At 60.9% G+C, this 25,494-nt stretch carries 25 protein-coding genes and 1 pseudogene; 11 read left to right on the forward strand and 15 right to left on the reverse strand.

The window, feature by feature from the left end; genetic code table 11:
* Positions 1 to 104 precede the first annotated feature (104 nt).
* The 5 genes and pseudogenes from KUF55_RS18740 to KUF55_RS09300 form a co-directional block, all read right to left on the reverse strand.
* Positions 105 to 274, reverse strand: a pseudogene (locus tag KUF55_RS18740) (catalase).
* 192 nt (positions 275 to 466) lie between these two features.
* The gene (locus KUF55_RS18745) at positions 467 to 580 is read right to left on the reverse strand and encodes a catalase (RefSeq protein ID WP_255557450.1); all 114 of its coding nucleotides are present in this window, start codon (positions 578 to 580) and stop codon (positions 467 to 469) included.
* A gap of 129 nt (positions 581 to 709) precedes the next feature.
* Positions 710 to 1,129 (reverse strand): DUF6098 family protein, encoded by a 420-nt coding sequence (locus KUF55_RS09290; RefSeq protein ID WP_218816446.1) that lies wholly within the window; start codon positions 1,127 to 1,129, stop codon positions 710 to 712.
* A 201-nt stretch (positions 1,130 to 1,330) separates the two neighbouring features.
* A complete protein-coding gene (locus tag KUF55_RS09295; RefSeq protein WP_132357628.1) occupies positions 1,331 to 1,798 on the reverse strand; it encodes a DUF4383 domain-containing protein in 468 nt (155 codons plus the stop codon).
* A gap of 200 nt (positions 1,799 to 1,998) precedes the next feature.
* Positions 1,999 to 2,196: a hypothetical protein gene (locus KUF55_RS09300; RefSeq protein WP_218816447.1), complete on the reverse strand. Its 198-nt coding sequence runs from the start codon at positions 2,194 to 2,196 to the stop codon at positions 1,999 to 2,001.
* Between the two features lie 430 nt (positions 2,197 to 2,626).
* Here KUF55_RS09300 and KUF55_RS09305 point away from each other — a divergent pair, with 430 nt between their 5' ends.
* The 4 genes from KUF55_RS09305 to KUF55_RS09320 all read left to right on the forward strand — a co-directional run bounded on the left by KUF55_RS09305 (position 2,627) and on the right by KUF55_RS09320 (position 5,024).
* Complete coding sequence (locus tag KUF55_RS09305; RefSeq protein ID WP_218816448.1) at positions 2,627 to 3,358, forward strand: GAF and ANTAR domain-containing protein; 732 nt, start codon at positions 2,627 to 2,629, stop codon at positions 3,356 to 3,358.
* 17 nt (positions 3,359 to 3,375) lie between these two features.
* The gene (locus KUF55_RS09310; protein ID WP_218816449.1) at positions 3,376 to 3,651 is read left to right on the forward strand and encodes a hypothetical protein; all 276 of its coding nucleotides are present in this window, start codon (positions 3,376 to 3,378) and stop codon (positions 3,649 to 3,651) included.
* A complete protein-coding gene (locus tag KUF55_RS09315) occupies positions 3,651 to 4,370 on the forward strand; it encodes a GAF domain-containing protein (protein WP_218816450.1) in 720 nt (239 codons plus the stop codon). Before KUF55_RS09310 ends, KUF55_RS09315 begins: the two co-directional genes overlap by 1 nt.
* Before the next feature lie 417 nt (positions 4,371 to 4,787).
* The gene (locus KUF55_RS09320; RefSeq protein WP_218816451.1) at positions 4,788 to 5,024 is read left to right on the forward strand and encodes a hypothetical protein; all 237 of its coding nucleotides are present in this window, start codon (positions 4,788 to 4,790) and stop codon (positions 5,022 to 5,024) included.
* Between the two features lie 11 nt (positions 5,025 to 5,035).
* Here KUF55_RS09320 and KUF55_RS09325 read toward each other — a convergent pair whose 3' ends face one another.
* Together KUF55_RS09325 and KUF55_RS19050 are read right to left on the reverse strand one after the other, a co-directional pair.
* Positions 5,036 to 5,323 (reverse strand): hypothetical protein, encoded by a 288-nt coding sequence (locus KUF55_RS09325; protein ID WP_218816452.1) that lies wholly within the window; start codon positions 5,321 to 5,323, stop codon positions 5,036 to 5,038.
* Positions 5,324 to 5,703: 380 nt separating this feature from the next.
* The gene (locus tag KUF55_RS19050) at positions 5,704 to 5,832 is read right to left on the reverse strand and encodes a DUF6098 family protein (RefSeq protein WP_370630989.1); all 129 of its coding nucleotides are present in this window, start codon (positions 5,830 to 5,832) and stop codon (positions 5,704 to 5,706) included.
* A 455-nt stretch (positions 5,833 to 6,287) separates the two neighbouring features.
* Between KUF55_RS19050 and KUF55_RS18945 the strand changes: the two genes are divergently transcribed.
* Together KUF55_RS18945 and KUF55_RS09335 are read left to right on the forward strand one after the other, a co-directional pair.
* On the forward strand, positions 6,288 to 6,812 hold the full coding sequence (locus tag KUF55_RS18945; protein ID WP_218816453.1) for a hypothetical protein: 525 nt from the start codon (positions 6,288 to 6,290) through the stop codon (positions 6,810 to 6,812).
* A 191-nt stretch (positions 6,813 to 7,003) separates the two neighbouring features.
* On the forward strand, positions 7,004 to 7,285 hold the full coding sequence (locus KUF55_RS09335) for a hypothetical protein (protein WP_218816454.1): 282 nt from the start codon (positions 7,004 to 7,006) through the stop codon (positions 7,283 to 7,285).
* A 315-nt stretch (positions 7,286 to 7,600) separates the two neighbouring features.
* Here the strand turns inward: KUF55_RS09335 and KUF55_RS09340 are convergent, their stop codons facing one another.
* A complete protein-coding gene (locus tag KUF55_RS09340) occupies positions 7,601 to 7,891 on the reverse strand; it encodes a hypothetical protein (protein WP_218816455.1) in 291 nt (96 codons plus the stop codon).
* A gap of 440 nt (positions 7,892 to 8,331) precedes the next feature.
* On the opposite strand from KUF55_RS09340, the gene KUF55_RS09345 reads away from it, so the two are divergent.
* Positions 8,332 to 9,768 (forward strand): IS1380 family transposase, encoded by a 1,437-nt coding sequence (locus KUF55_RS09345; RefSeq protein WP_218816456.1) that lies wholly within the window; start codon positions 8,332 to 8,334, stop codon positions 9,766 to 9,768.
* A gap of 613 nt (positions 9,769 to 10,381) precedes the next feature.
* Here the strand turns inward: KUF55_RS09345 and KUF55_RS09350 are convergent.
* A complete protein-coding gene (locus KUF55_RS09350) occupies positions 10,382 to 11,383 on the reverse strand; it encodes an Lrp/AsnC family transcriptional regulator (RefSeq protein ID WP_218816457.1) in 1,002 nt (333 codons plus the stop codon).
* A gap of 117 nt (positions 11,384 to 11,500) precedes the next feature.
* On the opposite strand from KUF55_RS09350, the gene KUF55_RS09355 reads away from it, so the two are divergent.
* Together KUF55_RS09355 and KUF55_RS09360 are read left to right on the forward strand one after the other, a co-directional pair.
* Positions 11,501 to 12,772: an amidohydrolase family protein gene (locus KUF55_RS09355; protein WP_218816458.1), complete on the forward strand. Its 1,272-nt coding sequence runs from the start codon at positions 11,501 to 11,503 to the stop codon at positions 12,770 to 12,772.
* Complete coding sequence (locus KUF55_RS09360; protein WP_255556933.1) at positions 12,769 to 14,340, forward strand: AbgT family transporter; 1,572 nt, start codon at positions 12,769 to 12,771, stop codon at positions 14,338 to 14,340. The genes KUF55_RS09355 and KUF55_RS09360 overlap by 4 nt, the downstream gene beginning before the upstream one ends.
* A gap of 284 nt (positions 14,341 to 14,624) precedes the next feature.
* Here KUF55_RS09360 and KUF55_RS09365 read toward each other — a convergent pair whose 3' ends face one another.
* The 3 genes from KUF55_RS09365 to KUF55_RS09375 all read right to left on the reverse strand — a co-directional run bounded on the left by KUF55_RS09365 (position 14,625) and on the right by KUF55_RS09375 (position 19,214).
* Entirely contained in the window at positions 14,625 to 15,398 is a 774-nt protein-coding gene (locus KUF55_RS09365; protein ID WP_218816459.1) for a hypothetical protein, read from the reverse strand.
* Between the two features lie 374 nt (positions 15,399 to 15,772).
* Positions 15,773 to 17,209 carry an IS1380 family transposase gene (locus KUF55_RS09370; protein WP_218816460.1) on the reverse strand — a complete coding sequence of 479 codons (1,437 nt, stop codon included), beginning with the start codon at positions 17,207 to 17,209 and terminating at the stop codon, positions 15,773 to 15,775.
* 565 nt (positions 17,210 to 17,774) lie between these two features.
* Positions 17,775 to 19,214, reverse strand: a complete 1,440-nt coding sequence (locus KUF55_RS09375; RefSeq protein WP_255556934.1) for a glycosyltransferase — start codon at positions 19,212 to 19,214, stop codon at positions 17,775 to 17,777.
* A 626-nt stretch (positions 19,215 to 19,840) separates the two neighbouring features.
* On the opposite strand from KUF55_RS09375, the gene KUF55_RS09380 reads away from it, so the two are divergent.
* Together KUF55_RS09380 and KUF55_RS09385 are read left to right on the forward strand one after the other, a co-directional pair.
* Positions 19,841 to 20,596 carry an alpha/beta fold hydrolase gene (locus KUF55_RS09380; RefSeq protein WP_255556935.1) on the forward strand — a complete coding sequence of 252 codons (756 nt, stop codon included), beginning with the start codon at positions 19,841 to 19,843 and terminating at the stop codon, positions 20,594 to 20,596.
* Positions 20,593 to 21,615 carry a sensor domain-containing diguanylate cyclase gene (locus KUF55_RS09385; RefSeq protein WP_218816462.1) on the forward strand — a complete coding sequence of 341 codons (1,023 nt, stop codon included), beginning with the start codon at positions 20,593 to 20,595 and terminating at the stop codon, positions 21,613 to 21,615. The genes KUF55_RS09380 and KUF55_RS09385 overlap by 4 nt, the downstream gene beginning before the upstream one ends.
* 91 nt (positions 21,616 to 21,706) lie before the next feature.
* Here the strand turns inward: KUF55_RS09385 and KUF55_RS09390 are convergent, their stop codons facing one another.
* The 3 genes from KUF55_RS09390 to KUF55_RS09400 form a co-directional block, all read right to left on the reverse strand.
* Entirely contained in the window at positions 21,707 to 23,125 is a 1,419-nt protein-coding gene (locus KUF55_RS09390; protein WP_218816463.1) for an EAL domain-containing protein, read from the reverse strand.
* Between the two features lie 527 nt (positions 23,126 to 23,652).
* On the reverse strand, positions 23,653 to 24,474 hold the full coding sequence (locus KUF55_RS09395; protein ID WP_218816464.1) for a hypothetical protein: 822 nt from the start codon (positions 24,472 to 24,474) through the stop codon (positions 23,653 to 23,655).
* A gap of 59 nt (positions 24,475 to 24,533) precedes the next feature.
* Complete coding sequence (locus KUF55_RS09400) at positions 24,534 to 25,283, reverse strand: ATP-binding protein (protein WP_218816465.1); 750 nt, start codon at positions 25,281 to 25,283, stop codon at positions 24,534 to 24,536.
* Positions 25,284 to 25,494: the final 211 nt, after the last annotated feature.

Genomic DNA, 25,494 nt, shown 5'->3' on the forward strand with positions numbered 1-25,494 from the left:
TTCACATGGGGATTCTGCCCCTCGCCCAGGTCCTTGCCCGCCGATATCTGTACGCCGCGCAGATTCGTGACCGCAGTGGCGTTTTTGGCCGAATTGACCGGTAGCTACAAATAGTTGGGGCCGACTCGGTAACGCTGGGTATCGCTGTAGCTGAACGTGCGGCCCACCAGTATCTGTCATCGTAGAAGTCCAGCATGTTCACCAGCACGCCGGTGCCGAAAGCGATCTGCTCGTTTTCGTTGTGGTGGTCGGCGACATTGCGGTCTAGGGCCATGGCGCCGATCAGCTGGGGCTCGAAACCCTGTTCCGGTTAGGTCTTTGCGCCCTCGAGCGGATCCCAGCCCAGGCTGGCGGTGGATGAGATCCGGGAACGTGATGGCGTCCCTGATGAAGAACACGGCCGGTGGTTGCCCGCCCGGTCCGAGTTTCCGTCCTTCGGGTAGAATTTCACCGCAAAGCCACGCGGCTACCTGGCCACCTCCGTGGAATCCCGTCCGCCGGTGACCGTGGAGAATCGGATGGCGACGTCGGTTTTCTTGCCGGCCTCCTGGAAGAGCTCGGCCCGGGTGTACCTGGAAATGGGTTCGTCGCCTCATGTGCCAGTGTCCTCAAAGTTTCCAAGGGCCGCAAAATCCACTGGCGTGAACCACCCGTTCCGGTTCCACTGTGTAACCGATCAGGGGAGCCGTCTAGGGTAGTGCAGGCGCCCTCAGTCCTCGGGTCCTTGCCCGGCATCGAAGTGTTTCCGATACCGCTGTTCGGCCTCTGCAAGCAGGCCGCGGGAGAGCAATGCGACGGGCTCGACCCTCTCCAGCAGTGGTTCGCAGTCCGGCCCCCGCCCAACGATGGTGCCGCGGGCGACCCAGGCGACGCGCTCGGGATTCTTTTCGCCCAGGTGCTTGTATTGGCACAGTTGCCTGGCCAACCAGTCGGCCAGCGGTCGTGACCACCAGAGCTCGGGGGATAATGGATTGACCGAAAGCCCGGGCAATTCAATGCCGCTTTCGGTATCGACGCTTCCGCCCTCGCGGTCATGATCCCAACCTTTCGAATACCTGACATAGAGGTCCGGAGAGTCTTTGACCAATGCTTCCAACTCCGTCAGCGCTTCCAGGGTCGGTATCTCCATTGCACTCCTGCCTCACATCGGTGGTGGAAGAATACGGGCCCGAACAGCGGGGGAGCTGCGGTGCAACCGCTGGCCTGCATCACACTACCGGCTGGCTGCGACCCTTACCACGGCGCCGGCAATGTCGCAGTGGTAAGGGTCACCGTGGCCGGGAAGGATGGTTTGCGCGCCGGTGTCCGCCGCCACCTTCGCGGGCGGGATCTAGCCGAGTTCGGTGTCTCGGTTCCTGCGGTTCGGGCGGGTACGCAGCAGCCCGAGCACCAGCATGCCGACACCCAGGACCAGGTGCAGCCAGTTGTCGGCATTGTTGAGCGGGATGAAGTTCGCCGCGCTGTCATGGTCAATGACCAGTCCGTAGATCCACAGGGCCAGGTAGATGATGCCTCCAACGAGCAGGTAGGCCCTCGCCAGGCGGACGGACCTGGCCATGGACAGCCCGGCGACGCCAAAAATCAGGTGGACGGCATTGTGGAGGTAGGAAACCTGGAACACCCCGAGCAACAGTGCCCCGGAATGGTGTCCGGCGCCCGCAAGCTGGTCGTAGTTGCTGGTAATGCCCGGGATGAACCCCAGGATGCCAAAGAGCAGGAAGACCGCTCCGACGGCCATTGCCGCCTTCTCGACGGCGCTTCTAACTTCGGCTTGTCCCGTGTTCTCGTACGTGGCCATGATTCGCTCCCTACTTGGTGGTTTGCATATGATGGTTTGTGGAAATCCCGGCGGGATCCGGGCCGATGGCCCTTTTGCAGGGGCCTCGGCAATGTTTGGGGCCCCGCCGGCGTCGGTGGCCCAGCTGTGGCCGGCCCTCCGGGTGTACGAAGCGAACGGTCCGGCCGAATCCTCCTGAGCGTCCTTCGGGCCCCGACGCGTCAACGCCTTGCGTCGCCCACGGGGATCCGGATCTCGGCGGGGGATAAGCCGCCGGCCGCGGCGACGTCAGCGGCCGGGATCCCTCGATCCAGGGCATTGCGGTTGACAGCATCCAGAGTTTCCAGCCGTTCGCGCAGCAGCGAACGGGCCGTGGCAACGTCCTGCGCGGCTGCGCGGACCAGCTCCAGCTCATGCACGGCATCCGCCTTTCGCCTGTGACTTCATGGTCCTGGTTCCTTTCGGTGTCGTGGCCCGCCAACCGGCGCGCGGTGCGCCGACGGGAAGGCCGGGCATGCGGGGTGTCCGGTGCAACCCGGTGTAACGAGGAATTCACGGAATTCCCATTCGGGCCGCCCTGCCCAGATTTCCGCAAGAATGTTCAAGGGGCACGTGGACCACTGCATGGTCCCAGCAGAGCGTGGTTACGGGGCCTTCTTCCCGGATATCTAAAGATAAGCATCCCCTTCATGGCCGATCAAGGATTTGGCACGCGTCCGGACTGCGCCGAAGGATGGCGGGCTACGCCCCGGCCGCGGAAAGCCCACAGATCCCTGCGCTTTTGGATTAACAAATGTGTAGGCTTGGAGCAGGACACCCGTTCTTCGTCCTCCAGTGAAAGGTGTGCCCATGGTCCAGGTCGAGAGGTCCCTCCCGCTTGCTCAGGAACTGGCCGCGGTTGCCGCAAGTGCCGCCGGCTTGCTGCTGACCGAGAACACCGTTGCCGAAACACTGAAACTCATCACCTCGGTGGCGAAGTCGAGTGTCCCCTATGCCGCAGGTGCCGGGGTGACCCTGATAGACGCCAACGCCCGAAAGACCAGCGCTGCGGCCTCCGACGAGGTCGTCGAGCGGGCCGATGCCCTGCAATACGAAATCGAGCAGGGTCCCTGTCTCTCCGCCTGGGCGAGCGGGGAAACCATCGTCGTCCAGGACATCGTCAGGGACGAGCGATGGTCCGATTGGTCGGCCGCCGTGACGCCGCTAGGTGTCGCTTCGTCCATCAGCGTCCCGCTGATCTTTGGCTCGGAAACCTTCGGGGCGGTGAAGGTCTATGCGACCGAGCCCCAGGCATTCACCGAACGCTCCCGCGCCGTCCTTGAATTGCTGGCCCGACAGGCAGCCGTCCTGCTCAAGCACGCCACCACCGCGGAGCAGGCCAAGAAGCTCAGCGAGGACCTGCGCAGAACCTTGCATTCACGCGACGTCATCGGCATGGCCAAGGGCATCCTTATGGAACGCTTCGGGCTCGACGCCGAGGCGGCGGCGCGGCACCTGATGAAGCAGGCGGTCTCCGAGGACCGGACCCTGGGGGAGATTGCGGCAGGGCTAGTCGAGGCAGCCGGCCGGCAAGGCTCCTGACGACAGGGGGATTGGCCATGGAAATTGACGACGACGACCTGCAACTCAAGCAATTGCGCCAGGCCCTGCCCCTGGCCGGCCTGAGCGTGGGCGAACTGTGGCTGCGCTATTTCGGCATTGGCGGCTCGGCCGGCCAGTTCGAGATCGAGGCTTACCTTTACGCCGCGCACTCCCTGCCGACGCTGGAACGCGATCTGGTGGCCCACGCCATCAACGAACGGTTCATGGACCTCGGCCTGGACGTGCGAGTTCCCTACTCCACGGATATCGATCCGGGCCAGCAGGAGAGCTGATGGGCAGGCAGGGAAACGATTCGCGGCACCAGGAAGACCTTCAGGACCTGCTGCTCGATAGCCGAGGATTCACCGAATTCATGCTGGAACTGGTGCTGATTGCCGCCTCCGGGATGGGCGGGGGAGAACCGGTGCTGTGTTCCATCACGGTGGAGCGCGAAGGCTTTCCGCTCACGGTTGCCAGCAGCGACGCCGCGGCCATGGCCCTGGACGAACGCCAGTATGCCGTCGGCGACGGCCCCTGCCTCACGGCGCTGCGTCAGCAGCGCAAGGTCCATATCCAGGACCTGGGCGCGGCGTCTCGGTGGGAAGGCTACGCGCGGGAAATTGCCTCCAGCGGCGTGTGTTCGATCCTTGCCGTCCCCGTGGAAGCCGGCAGTGGCACCCAGGCGGCGCTCAATTGCTATGCCCGCGACCCGGGAGTCATGGACGAGGCCTTTGTCGCCGCCGTCGAGGCCTTTGCGGAATCGATCTCGCGCATCCTGCGCCTGGCCCTGAGGTTCCACCTGCCCGCATTCGCCGTGGCCGACCTGGACGCCGAACTGCGCGGTCGCGCCCTGGTGGATGCGGCCGTTGCGGTGGTCATGGCCAGGGACAAGTGCGGGAGGTCGGAGGCCTTCTCACGACTTAGCCGCTCGGCCTTCGAAGGCGGGCTGCGGCTGAAGGAAAGGGCGATCCAGGTGCTGCGTGAGGCGCGGCGGGCCCAGGGGATTGAATAGGCTAGAAAACATGGTGGCAAGGCAGGGACACCGTCTTCGGGGCAGCGATCCGGCCGGAATCGACCTCATGCATCGGGCGGCGACGAGGGACCATGGACCCCTAGTTGCTAAAGATCCCAGTTGCGCGGGTTCCTGACCATGCTCCGTGCCGTTTCCGCCGTCCTCGGCTCGATCGGGGAGCGGGAGCTGGAATGTTCGATCACGTTGGTGCGCAGAAACCTCGAACCTCTGCACGCCGGCAGCAGCGCGCGCCATTGAACTTGGCAGCTTGTTTCCCGGCAGCCGGCCCACGCCCTAGACGCCGGACCCGCATGACGCCGCGCTGCCGGCGGTCCAGGACACCGCCCGCGAATCCGGCTGGCCCATCGGTGCACGGTGCCTGCGTGCCGAAGGCATCCAGCAGCACTGACCGTGCCCATGTTGCTGGATGGAGTGGACCTGGCCGTGTGCATGTTCTATTTACCCGTTGCCGAGGCCTTCGGCCACGGGGTCGTCCTGAGCGCAGCTGCCCGGGCGCGGCATTGTTCGCTGCAGGAGGCATTGCCAGCACACGTCCGTGCCGCGGCACACGGCGACAGGAAACGGCACTCCGCGGCCGTCGACCACTTGCAGGATGCGAAGTCGATCACCACGAGTAGCGGGTCCGGGTGCTAGGCGTTCACGAACTAGGTGCCTGTGCCGTAGCCGTGCAGCAATGTTGAATACGGGAGCGCCGGTGGCGTGGAGGTGCGAAAGCCCTGGTATTCCTCGCACTTGCCGCACCAGCATTCAACATCCCACTGCGCCGGTCCCGGGCCATGTCGCGGCACCGGTTTGACTTCCTCATAGACCATGTACTGGTCGCTATGGCAGTGACCGCAAATCGCCGGGGAACCCTGTTGCCGCGGGGAGATGAACGCTGCTGTGATCCTTTCGGTGCCGAGCGGCACCGATCTTTCATGTTGGGTTGTCATGAGCCCGATCCTCGAAATTCCGAAAAGTTGCCAACGGATGACGTGTTTCCCGGGGTCTGGAGAAACCACGCGTGGCCGGCGAACGCGTCGCAGGCCATCGATAAATTGATTATGCACAAAGCCCCATATCAAAGACAAGGAATTCGACACGCACGGGCGCGCTTCACGGACGATCCCACACGATGCACCGCGTTTTCTTGATCCTCGGCCGTAGCTTGTTGCCGTATGGGGCCTCGGGGGCCTTTTGCGGCATCAAAATTCCATCGGTAGCAATCCTCAGCCTCGGTGAGCAGGTTCGCAGGGAACAGCGCCACGGACCGGACATCGGCAAGCGGCGGCTCGCAGTCCGGGTCACGCCCAACCTCCACGCCGCGCGTGACCTAGGTCAGGCGTCTGAGGTTCTTCTCGATCAGGTCCTTGAACCGGCAAAGCCGGCGAGAAATCCAGTAAGCCAGTGGGCGGGTCCACCGGAGTTCGGGTGCCAAGGACCTGACTGACAGCCCCGGCAGCTCAAGGCCGCTTGTGGTGTTCCTGCTGCCATGCCTGGTATCGAATTCTCAACCATCGGAATACCTCACGTAAACATCCGGGATCCGGGTGACCAGCTCAACGAGATCGGTCAGCGGTCCAGCACCCTCAAGCCAGCCATTGCGCGACCTCCGGCCCATCGTGTGCTGCATCATCAGTTCCCGTCGAAAACCTGCCACCGGTGGCCATACTGGACTCCTTGCCGTGAATCCCTTGGGGTCCCGCACCGCTGCCCGGGCCCTTCCGGGCGCACCGTCCGTAGCCCGACACCAACGGCCCCGGGGGCGATGCACAGGCAAACACATCCCCGTGCCGCACCGGCACGAATGATTCCGCTGGCGGAGTGCAAAAAGCTTGCCGCCGGGCAGGGGCGTCGTTAAATTGGGTCGTGTCATCCCGCTTGGACAGGGGGCGAGGCTCAAAAAGGAGAAGAACCATGGAAGATGAAGACACCTCCGGACAGTTCGAAGACGGGTCCGAGGAGCAGGGGGAGAACCGGATGGAAGACCGCTCGGGCGCACCCGGCGGCCCGGGGATCAGCGAGGATCCGGAATCCGGGCAGTTTGTCGCAGGCAACGGTGAATCCGGTGGCGATGTGAGCACCGGCGGCTACGGCGGCAGCCAGGGCTCGGGTGGTTCGCAGGCCGCACCCTACGACTCGGGGTTCCAGGTCGGGGCTGGCGGCGAAGCGGCGGCTGGCGCCGTTTCCGGGGGACAGGGTTCCGACACTCAGCAGACCAGCGGGTTTGATGAGGAGGGCCAGTCGGGCTTCCGCAACGATCCCGACGCCGGTGCCGAGTCCTTGGGAGCGACCGACCAAAGCCCCCTTGCCGGGGACACCGGCACCGGCGGCTTTGACGCGCGAGGCGAGGCCGAGCGAACCGAATCCGGTGAAACCGGTGACCGGCAGCGCCCGGACAAAGAGGAGACCGAGGACGAATTTGAACGCGGGGACGACTGAAGCACCCGCGGTCACCCGTCGGCCGCCGGAGGTGAACGGACCGGCGGCCGACGGCCCCCGGGGCTCTGTGCAACAAATGGTTGCCGCCACGGGCCCGTGCCTACGATGGGCGCCCGTGGCGGTAGCCCCGTTCGGGGCCTGTAACCGCGCCTGCGCCGTTCCCTGTCCCATGCGCCGCCGATGAACCATCCATGAAAGGACGGGCCCTGAAGGCACCAGCGCTTTCCCCACTTCCGCCCGGTGGCGGAAGGCATCGACTACATGGTGCGCAACATCGAGACTGGACGGTTCGAACGCGCCCTTTCGGTACCGCCGCTGGGAATGCCGGGGCCGCAAACCGCCGCGCCGCCAAGAAGGTGCTGCCGGTGGTCTGGGCACCGATCGTGGCCAATGGGGCGTACGGGACCTACCTGCAGGGCCGCGGCATCGTCGAAAAACCCGGCGGCTTCGCGCTACACCACGCATTGGGTTGAGCTACTCACCGTTCACCCGAGTAGAGCGATGTCTCTGCGCCCGAAATGGGAAGACCCGGGAGCCGATCGACCACTTGCGAACGAAACGGTGTTGCCCACACGACAAATGGCATAAGCGAGCAAGCGGTCCGTGAATGCGGCCCGGCGCTTAGGAACCCCATCGAGATTGTCTGTTTTGTTTCTGGATGAATTTCGATACTCCCTCACTGGGAAATTGTCAGCCTTGCTTGGAATGTAGGACTGTCTGGTTCTCCGGTCGGTGACCAACTCCTGAACGACGACACGGTGATGGAACCAGCACAGAGGGATCATGTGTTACGCGACCCCGGGGTAGGTGTCGTTGTACCAACTAATCCAATCGTTGAGCGGGCCCAAGATCTTGCGCCGCTGTCTTTCGGTCCCATCCTTCTGATTCCACGGGGAAGGATCCTGAAAATCAGGGGAGCTGATCGGTTGTTCAAGATGTTTGACTAGTGCTGCCAGCGTTTTCTGCTGGTCCTGCATCATCGTTAGCAGGTATTCGAGCTTGTTGTCATGGTCTAGGACAACTTCTTCGATCGGGTTCCCGAGTCGTCCGATGAATCTTTCGTATCCATGGCTCTGCACCTCTGCCCTCGGGTCTTCATCTACGGGCGATAGGACAGAAAGATCTGGGTGTAGTTCGATTTCCTCATCTGTTGTCCCGTCTCATTCAACTTGGACCATGAAAAGCGCGGAAGCCAGTGGAATCGCCCGACTGCGGTGCGACGAACTTGCTGCAGTTGTCTCACCACAGTCGGACCAAAACATCGAATTCAGTCACAACATTCGGCGAGCCCGTTTGATTCGTCTCCAAGGCGCCGGACAGTCCCGCAAGCCGAACGGCGGATTCTGGCGGTCATTGCAACAGGAGGCTTCCGATCATCTCGATCGGCTTCCTGAACTCTAGCCTGCCGTTTTCATGAAGCGGGCCGTCATTAAGTGACTTAATGACGAAAAGGTGCCCTGATCTGGAAAAATGGAGTTACCACACAACATTTATCAACAGAGCAGGAAGCACCTTTTCGATGCTTAATGATACCCACGTTTTCCCGTCCCTTCCTGCAGCTTTGACCAGCCAGTCACTGATTTCCCACGCCGGCCTGAACGTCCTGACCTCCTTTGTGGATGCGACCGGTTTTGCCGCCTTGTGCGAAGACCGCTTCTCCCAGTTCGTTCCCGACCAAGCCACCCACCGGCCCGGACGAATCCTCGGATCCCTCGCACTCATGCTCGCCGGCGGCGGCGAACACGTCTCGGACCTCGACGTCCTACGCAACAGCCCAGGACTCTTCGGAGCCGTGCCCTCGAATGCGACAGTGTCCAGATTCGTCGCTCGGGCCACCGAACAACCCGAGGCCTTCGCCCACGGGTTCACCACCCTGAGCCGGCGACTGCGTTCCCGGATCGGGGAGGCTGCAGGAAAACGGAACCCCGCCGCCTTGGCCACGCAGCTGGACCCCCTGACGGTGGACATTGATGCCACTCTCGTCACGGCACACAGCGAGAAGCAAGGAAGTGCCGGGACCTACAAGGGCGGATATGGATTTTCCCCCATGATCGCGAGCATCGATTACGGTAAAGACAACGGCACCGGGGAAATCTTGGCGGCCATGCTGAGGCCCGGCAATAAGGGCGCCAATTCGGCATCTGATCACATCAAAGTCCTCGAAGACGCACTGGCCCAGCTACCCGACTCCATGCACGACGAGCAGGGGAACCTTGATACCGCGCGAATCTTGGTCCGCACCGACAGTGCCGGAGCCTCCCGCGAATTCCTGCACCACCTGCATTCCTTAGGGCTGCAGTTCTCCACCTCGTTCGCGCTCCCGGTACCCAACGAGCGATTCATTCACTGGATTAACAACAAGGAGCACTGGGAGCTGGCCCTGGACCAATCTGGAAGCGAGCGACATGATGCGTGGGTCATCGACGCCACGAAGGTCATCGAGCTGAAGAAATATCCCGAAGGCACTCGCTTGTATTTGCGGGCAGAACCCCTGCATCCCGGCGCGAAAGCATCACTCTTTGATCTTGACGGGCACCGGGTGACAGCATTCCTCACCAACGCTCCGCGTTACAACGTGGCGTTCCTTGATGCTCGGCACCGCGCTCGGGCCCGGTGCGAAAACCGCATCAAGACGCTGAAGAATGCCGGGCTCGGGAAACTGCCGTTCACGGCATTCGCAGCGAACCAGCTGTGGTCCGACCTGGCCGTCCTCGCCGTAAATCTGGTCTCGTGGATGCAGATAACGCTACTGCCTGCGGGCCATGCTGCCGGGGTTTGGGATATGAAGCGCTGGCACTATCGCCTATTTTCGATGGCCGGGAAGCTCATCAGCAGCGCCCGAAAGCGAAGATTGTTGATCCCCAAAGCCGCACCCGAATCACAGCTCTTCACCACGCTGATCGAAGGATCCAGGCAGCTGCAGCACCGATGGCAAAACGTACAGCTCACGGCGTAACACCCACGCCACGAATAAGCCCCTTCGAAACGAAAGAACCATACCGGGAGATGGAACCCGGCACCCAAGCCAGTGATATGGCCCTATTGGTATGCCCGAAAACGGCTCAGGCCGCCGATCCCGCGAAAATCACGAAATCAACGGCCTGCCAGTAACCGATGAAAAATCGAGGCTAACGCCAAGTCCACGGTGATAATCGGCCCTTACCTGCACGGCGACGATCCTGAATACCTAAGCGATGACGAGCCACTACAACCAAAAATCAGCACGTCAACTAATGGCGCGACGACCAGAGTTACGACTTGTCCGGTTCCGCCCAGTCCAGTGCTACGGCGAGTTCGTAGGCGTCGGGGAGTGCCTGCACAGCCACCGAGTCGGATCGGCGGAGTATCGGGAAGGGTGGTGGGGTCCCGCGCTGCGCGCAGGACCCCACCACAACCCGGTACAGGGGTCTTACCGGAGCCCAGGACCCGTTCTATCGACCCTTTCTGGTAGTGGATCCAGGCAAGTCATCTTCGGTCTGGATTTCCGGCGACACGCGTAAGTTCGTCAAATGACTACTGACTCACGCAGCTAGGCTCCCGGCGGTTCAAGCCGTGCCGTGCCAAAAACCTCAGAATCCCACGGGTAGCACGTCGCCAAATCGTCCGGATTCGGTAATGCGCGCCCCGTTGTATTTGAAGGTACGCAAGACAATGCGCCGGTCATCGATCGTCAGTCCGGGAATCGCGTGCAGGATCTTGCGTTCGACGGCGAGCGAATCCCAGGGGTTGTTCAGCCACACCACCATATGGATGTTGTTGGCGCCGGTGACCGCCGTCATGATGCGGATTTCGGGCAGTTCCGCCGCTAGGTTGGGGCCCACGAGCAGGATGTCATCGGGTGACATCGACCCCCAGAACACGGCGCTGACATTCTGTCCAAGCCCCTGGCGCACAATGTCGCAACGCACCGTGATGTAGTTGCCGCCAATGAGACGGTTGACGCGCCGCGCCGCCGCGGGTGGGGTGATCCCGGCACGCTGGGCGATTTCCCTGAGGCCCATGCGCCCGTTGATGCTCAAGGAGCGCACGATTTCCTGGTCTATCCCATCCATCGCGACATGGGTCTCTCCGCCGTGGGATTCCGGGTGGGTCGCCAGCCGGCGCAATTTGCGCATGGTGGCCGGCGGCAAGGCACGGAAATGCCAGTTGCTGGCTTCCACTAGCTGGCCTGTCACGGTTCGCACCGAGTAATGCAACACTCCGTCTAGGGAGCCAATGGTGGTGAGCAGGAAGTCGGCGAGGCTCTGCCCGGGGGCTGCGACCGTCACCAGAAGATGCGCGGATCCCGCAATGAACTGGATCGTCATGGTCCTGTGGTCCTGAAACAAGTCTTCGGCCACCTGGGTGACTTGGCTGTTGCGGCAAGTCAGTTCGATGAATGCCAATTCCATCAGGGCCGCCATGCCCGGCCCCGGTGCAATCGAAATGCGCGCCATGCCTGCATTGGTGATGCGTTCCCAGCGTCGGGCCAGCGTGGTGGCATGTTGGCCCAGGATCACGGACAGCTCGCTCCAGCTCACGCGCGGCGCCAGTTGCAGCGCATTGACGAGTTCCATGTCGTTTTCGGACATGCCGTCAGTTTCTTGCAAAGTTTTGCTCCTAGAACCATTTTCGTGCGTTTTGAAAGAAAAATGTCTCATTATCTTAACGTTTAGTTCGATGTATGACCTAGAACACATGGAGGAAAGATGCCACAGCAGCGACAAACGGTGATCGAACATGCAACCTTGATCGATGGCACGGGTGCCGCCCCGGCACAGATGCACACCGTCGTCTTGCGGGGACGCAAGATCCAGTGGGTTGGACCGGACGCCGAGACACCCATCCTGGACACCGACGCGGTCCGCATTGACGGACGCGGACAATTCCTGCTCCCTGGCTTCATCGATTCACACGTCCACTTGGCCATGCCCACCGGCCAGCTCAGCGGCACAGACCTGTTGCACCTGCCCCCGCGTTTTGGCTACTACGCCTCCATCCCGCTGCTGCGCGCCACGCTCGATGCCGGCGTCACCACCGTGCGCGACCTGGGCGGCATCGATATGGCCACCGAGGTTGCCATTGAACGCGGCCTCATCGAGGGCCCCGAAATCATCTTTGCCTACCGCGCCCTGGGACCCACCGGCGGCCACGGCGACTTCCGCACCTGCTGCGGATTCAACCAGGGCGAGGCATTGTCCCCCAACGGGGACATCGGTTTCCTGACCGACGGTGTCGACGAGGCGCTGCGCAACACCCGCGAGGTCATGCGCCTGGGCGGTAAGGTCATCAAGGTCATGGCGGGCGGCGGCGTCTGGTCCCCGCGCGACACCCCTTGGCACGACGGCCTGAACATTGCCGAGATGCGAACCATCGTCGAGGAAGCGGGCAGCCACGGCATACCGGTGGCCGCCCATGCCCAGTCGGCGCGTTCCATTTCCAACGCCCTGGTCGCGGGGGTGCGCAGCATCGAGCACGGCTACGAAATCGATGACAAGGCCATCGAATTGATGCTTGCAAAGGGCAGCTTCCTCGTTCCCACCCTGAGCACAGGAACCATCCCCCCGGACCCGGCCAAGGCCGCCCCGTATGCGGTGGAAAAGAAGCTGCGCCTGCAGGAAAAGCTCTACGGCTGCGTCTCGAAGGCCATCTCCGCCGGGGTCAAAGTCGCGCTGGGGACCGATGCCGGGGTCTGCGAGCACGGCATCAATCTGACGGAGCTTGGACACTTGGTCGATTTCGGCATGTCCCCCATGGATGCGCTCGTGGCCGGAACCTTGAACGCCGCAAAGCTGCTGCAATTGGAGGACCGCGTCGGATCCATCGAGCCCGGCAAGGACGCAGACATCGTGCTGACAGGCGTTGATCCGCTGGGCTCCATCCACGCGCTGGCCGATGCGAAGAACATTGATATCGTCTTTGCCAAGGGCCGGATGGTTAAGGACCTTCGTACCTCGGTCCCCGCAGGAGTAGGCGCATGAGCACATTGATGGGCAAGAAGCCGGCGCCCCGGACTTCCGGCGAGAAGAAGAAGTTCGGAGCGGCCGCCCTTGACCGCATTGAGCGCGTGGGCAACAGGCTGCCCGAGCCCTTCGCCCTCTTCCTGTACCTCTTCCTGGCCGTGGGACTCATTTCCACGGTGGTGTCCTGGTTCAATGTCAACACCACGCTTCCCGGTGCCGAAGGACCCACCGCGATCAAGGGCCTGTTCACCGGCGAGGGCATCACTTGGCTGATGACCACCGCAGTGCAGAACTTCATCGGGTTCCCGCCCCTTGGGGTAGTGGTCACCTTGTTGTTGGCCGTAGGTGTTGCCGAACGCACTGGCCTGCTGCTGGTGCTGGTAAAGTCCACCCTGGGCCGCGCCCCTGCCTGGGCATTGCCCTACGTCATGGCACTGGTGGCGTTGTGCGCGCACATCATGTCCGACGCCTCGATTCTGGTCATCCCGCCGATTGCCGCCCTGGTGTTCCGAGCCGCAGGCCGCAACCCGGTCGCGGGCCTGCTTGGGTCCTATGCCGTGGGCATTGCCGCCTTCAGCTGCACCCCGTTCGTCACGTCGACCGACGCCTTGCTGGCCGGCATTTCCAACGCCGCCGCAGTCCCGGTCGCCGGGCTGGTGCTGCCGGTCACTGCGGTGTCCAACCTTTTGCTGAACATCGTGCTCGCCGGTGTCCTCACGGTGGCCGGCGGCCTAGTCATCGACAAACTGCTCGAGCCGCGGCTGAACCGCACCGGTGTCGGGGTCAACGCCACGGCAGCCGAAGAAGCCAGCACGGACGTCACCGCCGCGGAGAAGTCGGCCCTGCGTTGGGCAGGAATCGCCTTGTTGGTGGTCGTCGGGCTGATCCTGGCTCTGGCCCTTCCGGCCGGTGCGCCGTTGCGCAACGAGACCGGCGGGTTTCTGCCCAAGTCCCCCCTGTTAAGCTCGGTCATCTTCATAGTGTTCTGCGTCGTGCTGGCGCCGGCCATTGTCTTCGGCGCACGTCTGCGCTTGATCACCAACATCCAGTCGGTCGTGGAAATGATGGGACAGGCAGTGAAGGACGCGGTGTCCTTCATCGTGGTGGCCTTCATCTTGGCCCAGTTCCTCGCCCTGTTCACGTGGTCGGGGCTGGCGTCCTGGGTTGCCGTGTCGGGCGCGCAAATGCTCAAGGACGTGAACTTCACCGGCTACGGGGCCATCATCGCGTTCATCGTGGTGGTATCGATTCTGAACCTGTTGATATCCTCGGGATCCTCCCTGTGGACGCTGATTGCCGCGGTGTTCATCCCGATGTTTGCCCTGATCGGTTACGAGGCCGGATTCGTCCAAGCCGCCTTCCGCGTGGGAGATTCCGCCACCCAGGCACTGACTCCCTTGAACCCGTACTTGGTGATTATCCTGGGCTTCTTGCGCAAATACGAGCCAGAAGCCGGCATCGGTTCCATCATCGCCCGCATGCTGCCATTCACCGTCGTATTCTGGGTCCTGTGGGTGCTGGTGCTGACGCTGTTCTTCATCACCGGCACGGGCACGGGACCGGGCATGGACATCATGGTCGGATGATGTCTCCCGACATCCCGGGGTAAAGACGAGCAGGGCCGCTTGATTTTCCGGCCCTGCCCGTCTTTGCCGATGGCGCCAACGACAGGGATGCCACTTCACCGAGACCTATCCCGCGGATTCTGCAAGAGGATCATTTCTGAACGACAGAAGTGCGGTTATCGGCGCTTGGTTCAAGTGAGTCTCACGCGCATCGCCTCAGCCAAGACGTTCCAAACATGGCTCCGACGACGAGAAAGGGTGCCGGCCAGGTTTCCCCGGCCGGCACCCTCCAAAAAGAACCGCTACTACTTCTTCACAGTCAACGTCTGCTTCAACGTCTTGGTCTGCTCCTTCGACCACACCTTCGTGGTCGTCTTCTGCTTGGTCACCGTCGTCTTGTACAAATCGCGTTCCAGCGGGTACACATTCGTGGTGAAGCGCAAGCCGTAGACGGAACGGATATTCGGCTCCTCCGGGAACGACTCACCCCAGATCATGTCACCAGCGATCGGCCAGTTGTCGTCGATGTCCAAGACATAGCCGGCCCGTGCCTTGTAGACCCCGTCAAAATCGCCAGTGCACTCCAAGAACAGCAAATCAATGAGGAACCCCTCAAAGTACTGAGGTTCGATATCAGCGACTTTGCAGTTCATCTTGACGAGTTTGCTGCCGTTCGACACGAGAGTTTTCTTCTTGACGTCCTTGGTGGTCGTCTTGTTCTTCCAGGTCTTGTACTTGGCTGTGGTGGTGATCGAGTACTTGCCTGCCTTGAGCTTGGCAGAGGACACGTTCTTGGCAACGGTCTTCTTCCCCTGCTTCACGGTGATCTTAGAAGAGGTGAGCTTGACCTGGCCGGACGACTTTACAGACGGCTTGACCGTGGCCTTCTTCATCTTTTTGTTGACCTTGGCGGTCTTGATCTTGCTGATCGTGACCTTGTTCGGCGCGGGCTTAGCTGCCATGACCTGCACAGAGGCAACCGGTGCGACCGGTGCCGCGGTGGCGGGCGCGGTGCCGGCCAGCACAAGGCCGGCGGACATCGTGAGCGCCAAGATGGGCGCGAAAATGCGTCGTTTCATTATTTCCCCAGTGAGTGTGAAAGTGACCTGAGCAACAACTCTAACAGTTGGATCTACGGGGGAACCGGAAGTGCGGGGAAGTTCCGTGTGTTCCCGGAATGTCCTTCACGGATCGGCATTTAGGAGACGCCGATGCCCGGATATATTAAAGTCCAACGTCTCTGTCATTGAGCCCGGGGCCAGGGTGCGCAGATGGACTTAGCCTCGATTTTTCATCGGTTACTGGCAGGCCGTTGATTTCGTGATTTTCGCGGGATCGGCGGCCTGAGCCGTTTTCGGGCATACCAATAGGGCCATATCACTGGCTTGGGTGCCGGGTTCCATCTCCCGGTATGGTTCTTTCGTTTCGAAGGGGCTTATTCGTGGCGTGGGTGTTACGCCGTGAGCTGTACGTTTTGCCATCGGTGCTGCAGCTGCCTGGATCCTTCGATCAGCGTGGTGAAGAGCTGTGATTCGGGTGCGGCTTTGGGGATCAACAATCTTCGCTTTCGGGCGCTGCTGATGAGCTTCCCGGCCATCGAAAATAGGCGATAGTGCCAGCGCTTCATATCCCAAACCCCGGCAGCATGGCCCGCAGGCAGTAGCGTTATCTGCATCCACGAGACCAGATTTACGGCGAGGACGGCCAGGTCGGACCACAGCTGGTTCGCTGCGAATGCCGTGAACGGCAGTTTCCCGAGCCCGGCATTCTTCAGCGTCTTGATGCGGTTTTCGCACCGGGCCCGAGCGCGGTGCCGAGCATCAAGGAACGCCACGTTGTAACGCGGAGCGTTGGTGAGGAATGCTGTCACCCGGTGCCCGTCAAGATCAAAGAGTGATGCTTTCGCGCCGGGATGCAGGGGTTCTGCCCGCAAATACAAGCGAGTGCCTTCGGGATATTTCTTCAGCTCGATGACCTTCGTGGCGTCGATGACCCACGCATCATGTCGCTCGCTTCCAGATTGGTCCAGGGCCAGCTCCCAGTGCTCCTTGTTGTTAATCCAGTGAATGAATCGCTCGTTGGGTACCGGGAGCGCGAACGAGGTGGAGAACTGCAGCCCTAAGGAATGCAGGTGGTGCAGGAATTCGCGGGAGGCTCCGGCACTGTCGGTGCGGACCAAGATTCGCGCGGTATCAAGGTTCCCCTGCTCGTCGTGCATGGAGTCGGGTAGCTGGGCCAGTGCGTCTTCGAGGACTTTGATGTGATCAGATGCCGAATTGGCGCCCTTATTGCCGGGCCTCAGCATGGCCGCCAAGATTTCCCCGGTGCCGTTGTCTTTACCGTAATCGATGCTCGCGATCATGGGGGAAAATCCATATCCGCCCTTGTAGGTCCCGGCACTTCCTTGCTTCTCGCTGTGTGCCGTGACGAGAGTGGCATCAATGTCCACCGTCAGGGGGTCCAGCTGCGTGGCCAAGGCGGCGGGGTTCCGTTTTCCTGCAGCCTCCCAGATCCGGGAACGCAGTCGCCGGCTCAGGGTGGTGAACCCGTGGGCGAAGGCCTCGGGTTGTTCGGTGGCCCGAGCGACGAATCTGGACACTGTCGCATTCGAGGGCACGGCTCCGAAGAGTCCTGGGCTGTTGCGTAGGACGTCGAGGTCCGAGACGTGTTCGCCGCCGCCGGCGAGCATGAGTGCGAGGGATCCGAGGATTCGTCCGGGCCGGTGGGTGGCTTGGTCGGGAACGAACTGGGAGAAGCGGTCTTCGCACAAGGCGGCAAAACCGGTCGCATCCACAAAGGAGGTCAGGACGTTCAGGCCGGCGTGGGAAATCAGTGACTGGCTGGTCAAAGCTGCAGGAAGGGACGGGAAAACGTGGGTATCATTAAGCATCGAAAAGGTGCTTCCTGCTCTGTTGATAAATGTTGTGTGGTAACTCCATTTTTCCAGATCAGGGCACCTTTTCGTCATTAAGTCACTTAATGACGGCCCGCTTCATGAAAACGGCAGGCTAGGCTCTCGACCTGCTGCTGGAGACTCCACTCTGCGCAGAAACAAGCCATGATAGCGGTGTAATTATCGTATCCACCATGGAGTGGCTAGGACGCGGCGCCCGCACCGCCCGGTCTTATCCCCGACCCGGCAAGGCGCGGCGTTGGACCCGGAAGCCATCAAACCCAGTCCAGTCTTCATCGGACTTTGCCACGCCGCCAAATCCTATGCCACAAGATGCCCAGCAGGCCAGATCTAGCTATCCGTGTCTGGATGTATGCTCCGTGTTTCTGTGCGCCGGTTCCGGCCATGGACCCAGTCGGAAGGGTAGATCTTCGGCAGGATCTTAGCGACGGACAGTGCCGCATACATTAGGGTGTTGATGGCCACAAAGGTTGCCCATACGGCAAACCATTGGCTGTGTAGCAGGGATTCGGGAAGAACTAACCCGGCGGGTAGTGCCATTTTATGATCCGTCCACTTTCGCTTCGGCGTTTGCTTCGTGCTGCAGATGCGTCCATGCCGCCCGGCGGCCCGTGGCACTGTCGATGATGCCCTTGACATATACCAGATTCAGGTACATGTCGAAGCAAAGTTCTGGGATCAGCAACGCTGCCAGCAACCGGGCACGCCACCCACCTTTCCACACGGTGACTATACGTTCAATGGTGAACACCGCCCCGAGTCCGAGCCAGAACGGGAACCATATCCAGCTGTCCAAAGCCAGGGCCATGACGAGCAACAGCGCCAAGTACGAGAACAGAGCAATGACCCCATAACCGATACCCAGCTGCTGCGCCCAATAGCGCAGGGTTTGAGGCGTCATGCCATAAGCACCGAGGTTTTCCAGCGCACCTCGCTGCCAACGCAGGCGTTGGTTCCACAGCGTGCGCCAGGTCGGCATCAGTTCCGTGACGACTGTGCATTCTGAAGGGGAGACTGTCAAGGCACCGAGCGATTTCAATGCAATTGTCAGTTCGTTGTCTTCGGTCAGGGCCGCGGTGTCATAGACGTCTCCGGGGATGCCCGGCAGCGCCTTTCCTCTGTTAGCAGCTACTTCGCGCAGGGCAACCGGCCTAAACAACGAGGCGGTACCCGTCAGGACGAATACTCTGCCGCGACGGCGCTTCAACTCGCGCGAATACCTGATGTACTCATTGCGTTGGAACTGCCCGATCAACCCGTGCCCAGGTTCCCCATGGAACAGACCACCAACGGCCATCAGCGCCCGGTCGTTGGCGAAGCGTGAAGCGGCCGCTTCTAAGAAGCCATCATCAAGCTGGGTATCCGCATCCATGATCATGACAAGGTCGTTGTCGCCCTGGAAGGGAAGAATTCTCGACAGCACCTGGTTCAGGGCACCGGCCTTCTTATCGGCGTTGCCCACGCTTGGTATGACTTCAACACCGCGTTCCGCGGCGATGCGCTCTGTGCTGTCGGTGCAGTTGTCCGCCACCACGATCACTCGCTCGGGCGGGTGGGACTGTGAAAAGAGCGAGTCAAGTGTGCCCGGAAGTGATGCTTCTTCGTTATGCGCCGGAAGCAGGATGGTGATCGTGATGGGGCCCGCAAATACGCCCCGGGTCTTGTTCATGATCAGCTTGGGAGCCAGCGGAGTTGCCATGACGTTGCCGGAGCGACGATAGCGAGTGGCGATTCGCCGCTCGACAATGGCGATGCCGGCTGCCAGCAAAAGTGCCAGCGCGATGGCCGTGTACATGATGGATCGGTCGGGGGCCTGGGTATCGTAGAGGATACTCCACAATCCCAAAAACGTGCCACGTGAGGTGGTTCCCGCGTCGACGTGCATCTTGGTGGCCACGGCAAACATCAATAGGGATGCGGCAACAACGACCACCGCGGCGATCAGGACACCTGCCCAGCGGCTGAAATTCGTTTTGTTCACACATGGAAGCCTAATCTAGTCCGACGGTTTTCTTTGAAGAAAAAGTGACTATGAGCAGTACGTATACAAAAGACGGCACGGAACGTTATATATGTCGTGGGGCAGGGCCGCGATCGTTTCTTATTTGAGTGGCCGCCGGTTTGCATATGCCATCGACCAACTGCATGTGATTTCCAAGAGGCGGGCACTGACGCAAGACCACTGCCAGAGCCTTGGTTGGGAATCTGTCTTCGCTAGGGACGCCCGTGGGCCGCGCTACACGGTTTGTGCGCGGAGGAGCGGCAGCCGGTGGGCAATCTCCGGGCTGTCTTCAGCTTTCAATGGATGAGTGGGCAAGTATTGACAACGAGAGCCGGTGGATCAGCATGATGGTCTAGGATGGAGCCGCCGGACGATGGAGATCCTTGTCAAGAGTTTATTGGGCTATGAAAAGCGACGGAAAAAAATGCCGGCCATTTCGCGAAGATGATTCGAGGTCCTGCCCCTTAGGCACACGGACGCAGGGTTCCGTTCTCCGGTGAAAATTCGCCATGTTAAGAATTTCGATAAGAGGGGTGTGATGGCCGATGGTCTCTGGTGCAGCAGTGAGAAACAATGTTCAGGTTTGTGGGCCGGAGGATGCTCCAGTGTTGGTTTTCGCCCACGGATTCGGCACCGACCAGAGCATGTGGGGAAAGATTCTGCCTTGGTTTATCGAGCACTATCGGGTGGTCCTGCTTGACCATGTTGGCTCAGGGGGCTCGGACCAGTCCGCCTACGATTCGGCTGTGTATTCTTCGCTTGACGCTTACGTGGATGATCTCATGGCGGTTTGCGCTGAACTTGATTTGGTGGATGCGACTCTGGTCGGCCACAGCGTCGGAGCCATGATGGCCATCAGTGCGGCCTGCCAAGATCAAGGGCATCGCGTGGCCCGTCTCGTGCTGCTCACGGCCTCGCCTAGCTATCTCGACCACCCCGAAGATGGTTACGTGGGAGGGTTCACCCCGCAGGATATGGAAGATGTCTTCGAATCGCTGGACGCCAATTACGTCGAATGGGCCGAGGCGATGGCCCCGGTCTACATGAACACGCCAGACATGCCACAACTTGAGCACGATATCCAAGGCAGCTTCGGCCGGATAAAACCCCGCGTAGCACGCGACTTTGCCCGGGTGGCTTTCCTCTCCGACGTCCGGCACCTGCTAGCCGAGGTCAGTGTTCCGGTTCTGGTCCTGCAAGCCTCCGATGACGTCGTCACCCCGGAGCATGTGGGAACTTATCTGGATGAGGCTCTACCGATCAGCACGTTGGTCCGGCTTGCGGCCTCCGGCCATTTCCCGCAAGCTAGCGCACCGGAAGAAACCGCCACCGCCATCCTCGAATACCTGAATCGGGCATGAGTCTGGGCTCTGCGGCGAACAACGACTACGCGCGCCTCTTCCACCACGCACCTGCGGGCTACCTCGTGGTTGGCACTGATGGAACCATCCTCTGCGCCAACGCCACGATCTGTGACTGGGCCGGTGTGGGGTCCGGAGCCCTTGAAGGTCGTCCCCTGTTTGATCTCATGCCCGCCGGAGACCGGTTCATGTTTCGGACACATGCCGGGCCAAAGCTGGACCGCGATGGGCACCTGGCCGAAATATCGATCGAATTGCTCGGGTCCGACGGTCAGCGCAAACCGGTGCTGCTATCGGCGAACCGAATCATCGACGGCCCGCAGGTACGGGACCTGATGATCTTTTTTGCCGCCCCCGAGCGACGGCGATACGAGCGCGAGCTTGCCAATGCGCACCGTCAATTGGAGGACGCCGAGGCAGGGCGCACACAGCTGCTGGAGGAAGCGCACCACAGGGCTCTCCACGACCCATTGACAGGACTGCCGAACCGGCTGAAACTCGAAGAAAGCCTGCTCAGTGCCCTGGCCCGCGCCGGCGAAGAGCGCACCCGGGTGGGCTTGTTGTTTTGCGATGTCAACAACTTCAAGCAGGTGAACGACACTCTGGGCCATGCTGCCGGGGACCTGGTCCTGAAACACATCGCTCGAAGGCTTGCCGAGGCAGTGCGGGGCGCGGACACCGTTTCCCGTGTCAGTGGCGATGAATTTGTGGTGCTGTTGCCCCTGCTCCGGGATCCGAAGGAGCTCGAAGCGGTCGCCACAAGAGTTCAGGAGAGCGTGGCTGGCACCATCACCGTTGTGGGAACCGAGATCCAAGTGGGTATTTCCGTGGGCCGGGCTGAAACCGTTGTTTCGGCAGCTGCCGGAACGTTCGAGCATCAGGAGCTGGCCAAAACACTGCTGATCACCGCAGACCAAGACATGTATCGGGTCAAGACGGAAATGCGAATGGTTCCGCCGCTCGAGCAGCCGTTAGGCCCGACGCCAACACCTCCAGGATCCCGTAATAATCGTTACTAAATACCACCCATCTCAACTCAAGGTGTTTAACGACCCACATCGGAGTCTGTGAGGCAATTCAACATAATTTCAAATACCGTGACGTTGTTAATTACGACCAATGGACCCAATCCTTGGACGAAGTTGTGGGCCGACCAAGCAGGTACCCCTGCCCCGCATCCATGCCCAAGGACCTGACGGAGGCAAGTTCATCTTCGGTCTCGATTCCCTCCGCGATCAGGACGGCGTGAATCTGGCCAGCGAAGCCCACCATTGCAGCTCCCAAGGCCCGCTGGGCCTGGTCCTTGTCAATACCGGCGATGATGTTCCGATCCAGCTTAATGAGGTCCGGCCTGAGCTGAAGGATATGACGCATGGAAGCGAACCCGGCACCGGCGTCGTCAACGGCGATTCGCAGGCCTCCGGCCCGCAAGGATTCCAAAGCCGCGACGAGCGGAACATAATCGTGCACCGGTTCACGTTCGGTAATCTCCAGCACGATGCGTCCGGCATCGAGCCCCGATCCGTCAATAAGCCCGGCAAGTCGCTGGTCTAGGCAGGCCTCTGGCGATAAATTCACAGACACATACAAGGAGGATGGCACCCCGATCGCTGCCCTGAGCGCCGTTTCAAGCGCCATGATTTCCGCGTCAACCCCAACCCCGGACAAAGCTGCCTGGGTAAAGAACTCCTGCGGTCTCATCCCGGGTGTTCCTGGAAACCGAGTGAGCGCCTCAACCCCAATAACGGCACCTGTTGGCAGCGAGCGGATGGGTTGGAACGCCGTCAGCATGCGGCCGCTGGCAAGAACTGATTGGATCAGGGCCTTTGTCTCCTGAGAGGCGGGCGTTTCTTCTGCCACCGCAGATAACGTGCGGGCTGTTCCCTCGAAGCCGGCGTTCTGCCCGCTTCCGTTGCATACGGCCCTGAAGGAGAACTCCACCAGGATCCGGCGTCCGTCGCGATGCCGACAGGTGGTGACCAGCCCGGAGCAACTGGCCCCGCGGTTGTCTTGGTGCTTCGTGTTATTCAATGCCGCGGACAGATCTCCCGGGTCGAGGATGAGGTCGAGAGGTCGGCCCAATAGTTCTGACGGTTCGTAACCGAGCAGATCCCGACTCGCCGGGCCACAAAATGTAAAGCTTCCATCCGTGCCGGTGACCCAGAAAAATTCCTGTGTTGTGCTCAGCCAGGTGCCCATCAGTTCCGCCGTCCTGGATGCTTCAGCCCGGTCCCTGCGCTGCTGGCATGCAGACCGCCAGACGGCGTACAGGACCAAGGGAATCATCACCAACGCAAAGAGCTTCAAAGCCCAATAAGCACCTGAGAAGGCAATCCACGGTCGATTTCCGAAAAGCATGGGTCCGCGAATGGATAGCGCTACAAGGGCATCGATCCCCACGATCACCATCAGCCATCGGGCGGGCCACGATGGCGTGGATACTCGATACCACCATGAAGGATTGCGCGGTACTGGTTTTCGCCTCCGTCGTGGTGCATCACTCCGGCGGCCGATCGTCATATGTTTCATGCGCTGCACCTTCTACACGCGATCCACCACGGTTTCCGCCCCGGATGGCCCAACGCCACGAATGTCGGGCATTTCAGGCCCTCGGACCATCCTGCGAAAACCGTATTTAGGCAAAACATGTTCCCATGGTGCCACCCGAGCACCACAGGCAGCGTCATTTGGAGGGAACCGGCAGCGGTGTCTTGGATATTTTTGCCCACCTCACTTCGGGTGAGGGGCCATGTCCACATCAAGCCAGACACTTCGATACAGCCATTCGCTCCGCAAAGCAGCGCAGATGCCTTCGAATTATCCTCGCATAGTCTGAAAAAAGGCATTTTGCTCGTTCGTTCTCGGCCGCGGAGTATCGCATTGAAGGATCCGCTATCGGAACGCACCTGGGCCTGACCTGAATGTTCGAGTTTTCTTGGATTCACAGGAAAGTCGAGTGTTCCGTAAGCCCCGTCCGGTGAAACGTCCGGTGATGGCGCGGGCCCTATACGGGCACAATTCGAATCGCGTCCAAAATCTTTCTTCGGGAGATCGTTTCACCTGGATCTGGGCCGCAGTTTTGTGTCGGAAACTGGTTGTCCTGATGCCCAGCTCGTTTCCAACCATTGACGTAGTGGGTCCGAGGCTCCCTGGGGTTTCCAACCGTCGGTGATTTCGTGGCTGACCCGCTCAAGAAAAACCTCGGGGTGCGGCGGGTAGGCGATGCGCCTCCAAAATGGTGACGCGATCGCGGCGGTCAGCATGATCACCGACGGGTAGAGCGCAGCCGCCACGAGAGCTTGAGTGTTTGCCTGTCGGGGGAGTGCTGCTGCCAGACCGTCATAGATGCCCGCAGCCGCGGAGAAATGCAGGAATTGCTCGTGCCACCTCCAGTTGATGGCGTCGGCTGCTTCGAACCCCACGCGGACCTGCCGGTGTCCGTGTCTGGTGATGAGGTTCTTGTGGTGGTGCCAAGGCATAGTGATTTGCGGCCAGTCGCGCACGCTGAATTGGTCGGCAATCCCTGCTACGCCTTCACCGATCCAGAGTGAATGCTTGGGGCAGATGACGCGCTCGTGGGTGGTGTAGATCTCTACGTAGGATCCGGCTCCGTGGGCCAACGCGCAGCGATGACAGGCCGGGGTATGGATCTTGCGCACTGGACGGCCAGTGAGTTTCTGCCTGAGCTCTGGCTCTGGGTGTATGCCAGCCAATTGTGGCATGGCCAGCATCAGGATTTCTGGCTCGGTCTCTGTCCACTCAGAGAGGTTGTATACCCATGGCCGGCGTTCCCTCCAGAGGATCTTCAAGAGTCCGCTCTGGCGAAGTACATTTGCGGCGCTGATGCGCCTGATATACGAGCGAGTGGTTTCGTCCATATACGGGCGCACCAGTATGGGAAGCGGACGACCGCGCGCTGGGTCTTGCTGGCGCTTGGTCATGGCAGTGTGTGGTTCGCTGCCGACGCGTGGGGTGCGAGCGATTGTGCGGCGTGATCGATCCAGATCTCGTCCAGCCGGGCTCGGTCTATTTGTTCGGTGCCTTGGAGGATAGCCAGGATCGCTGCCTCACGGATGAGGTGGGAGAGGCTGCTGATGCTGCCGCCGGTGCGGTGGTGCAGGTATTGGGTCTGGGAGGTCAACGTTCCGGGTTTGTGGTTGTGGAGTCGCAAGCCGTTTTCGAGTGTGGCCACGAGAGAGTCCCATTCCTCGGTTAGCGGGAAGGGTCCGGTGGTCATCAGCACGGATCTGGCGGAAATTTGCCGGCCTCGCAGACCCGTGAACAGCCCGGAGTTTTCGACGTTGATGCCTGCGTAGATGAAAGTGGCGGGCATATGTTCGGCGAAGTATTTGAGGTGGTCTGACATGTCTTCCCCGGCACTGGTCGCGAGGTTGAGGTTGTGGATTTCATCGACGATGACCAGATCGGTCCTGGCCGTAGTCAGTACCTGGCAGACGGCGTCGGCGATGTCGGTGACGTTCTGCCTGGGGCGTTGGGGGAGGCCAAGGAAGTTCGCGAATTCGCTGGCTAGTTTCCTGGGGGAACCTTTTGGGGGAGTGGTGATGTAGACGACGGGGATCCTGTCCCGCTGGGTGGGATATTTCCGCTTGATCAGCAATTCGTGGGTCTTACCTAAAAGTTTGATTGCGGTGGTTTTCCCAGATGCCCAGGGGCCTGAGACGACCAAGCCGCGTCGGGCGCTAATCTCTGGTTGAGCATAATCAGCAGACGGCCCTGGGTAGTGATCTGGCGGACTGTGGATGTTTCAACGATAACCAGCTCGGAGTGGTAGCTGATGCGCTGTTCGTTGTAGGCCTCTCGCTGGGCTGAATCCATCGCAGCGAGAACCTCCGCGCTTGATACCTCGATGGTGGGCGCAGGCGAGGTGACAAAGTTTC

Origin of the sequence: Paeniglutamicibacter sp. Y32M11, from assembly GCF_019285735.1 — a bacterium.
In the GTDB taxonomy this organism is placed as follows: domain Bacteria; phylum Actinomycetota; class Actinomycetes; order Actinomycetales; family Micrococcaceae; genus Paeniglutamicibacter.

Excerpts from the sequence above, each read along its gene's own strand:
- KUF55_RS09290 (WP_218816446.1), bottom strand. The coding sequence starts at position 1,129 with ATGGAGATACCGACCCTGGAAGCGCTGACGGAGTTGGAAGCATTGGTC.
- KUF55_RS09295 (WP_132357628.1), bottom strand. The coding sequence starts at position 1,798 with ATGGCCACGTACGAGAACACGGGACAAGCCGAAGTTAGAAGCGCCGTC.
- KUF55_RS09305 (WP_218816448.1), top strand. The coding sequence starts at position 2,627 with ATGGTCCAGGTCGAGAGGTCCCTCCCGCTTGCTCAGGAACTGGCCGCG.
- KUF55_RS09310 (WP_218816449.1), top strand. The coding sequence starts at position 3,376 with ATGGAAATTGACGACGACGACCTGCAACTCAAGCAATTGCGCCAGGCC.
- KUF55_RS09315 (WP_218816450.1), top strand. The coding sequence starts at position 3,651 with ATGGGCAGGCAGGGAAACGATTCGCGGCACCAGGAAGACCTTCAGGAC.
- KUF55_RS09320 (WP_218816451.1), top strand. The coding sequence starts at position 4,788 with ATGTTGCTGGATGGAGTGGACCTGGCCGTGTGCATGTTCTATTTACCC.
- KUF55_RS09325 (WP_218816452.1), bottom strand. The coding sequence starts at position 5,323 with ATGACAACCCAACATGAAAGATCGGTGCCGCTCGGCACCGAAAGGATC.
- KUF55_RS18945 (WP_218816453.1), top strand. The coding sequence starts at position 6,288 with ATGGAAGATGAAGACACCTCCGGACAGTTCGAAGACGGGTCCGAGGAG.
- KUF55_RS09335 (WP_218816454.1), top strand. The coding sequence starts at position 7,004 with ATGAAAGGACGGGCCCTGAAGGCACCAGCGCTTTCCCCACTTCCGCCC.
- KUF55_RS09345 (WP_218816456.1), top strand. The coding sequence starts at position 8,332 with ATGCTTAATGATACCCACGTTTTCCCGTCCCTTCCTGCAGCTTTGACC.
- KUF55_RS09350 (WP_218816457.1), bottom strand. The coding sequence starts at position 11,383 with ATGTCCGAAAACGACATGGAACTCGTCAATGCGCTGCAACTGGCGCCG.
- KUF55_RS09355 (WP_218816458.1), top strand. The coding sequence starts at position 11,501 with ATGCCACAGCAGCGACAAACGGTGATCGAACATGCAACCTTGATCGAT.
- KUF55_RS09360 (WP_255556933.1), top strand. The coding sequence starts at position 12,769 with ATGAGCACATTGATGGGCAAGAAGCCGGCGCCCCGGACTTCCGGCGAG.
- KUF55_RS09365 (WP_218816459.1), bottom strand. The coding sequence starts at position 15,398 with ATGAAACGACGCATTTTCGCGCCCATCTTGGCGCTCACGATGTCCGCC.
- KUF55_RS09370 (WP_218816460.1), bottom strand. The coding sequence starts at position 17,209 with ATGCTTAATGATACCCACGTTTTCCCGTCCCTTCCTGCAGCTTTGACC.
- KUF55_RS09385 (WP_218816462.1), top strand. The coding sequence starts at position 20,593 with ATGAGTCTGGGCTCTGCGGCGAACAACGACTACGCGCGCCTCTTCCAC.
- KUF55_RS09390 (WP_218816463.1), bottom strand. The coding sequence starts at position 23,125 with ATGAAACATATGACGATCGGCCGCCGGAGTGATGCACCACGACGGAGG.
- KUF55_RS09395 (WP_218816464.1), bottom strand. The coding sequence starts at position 24,474 with ATGGACGAAACCACTCGCTCGTATATCAGGCGCATCAGCGCCGCAAAT.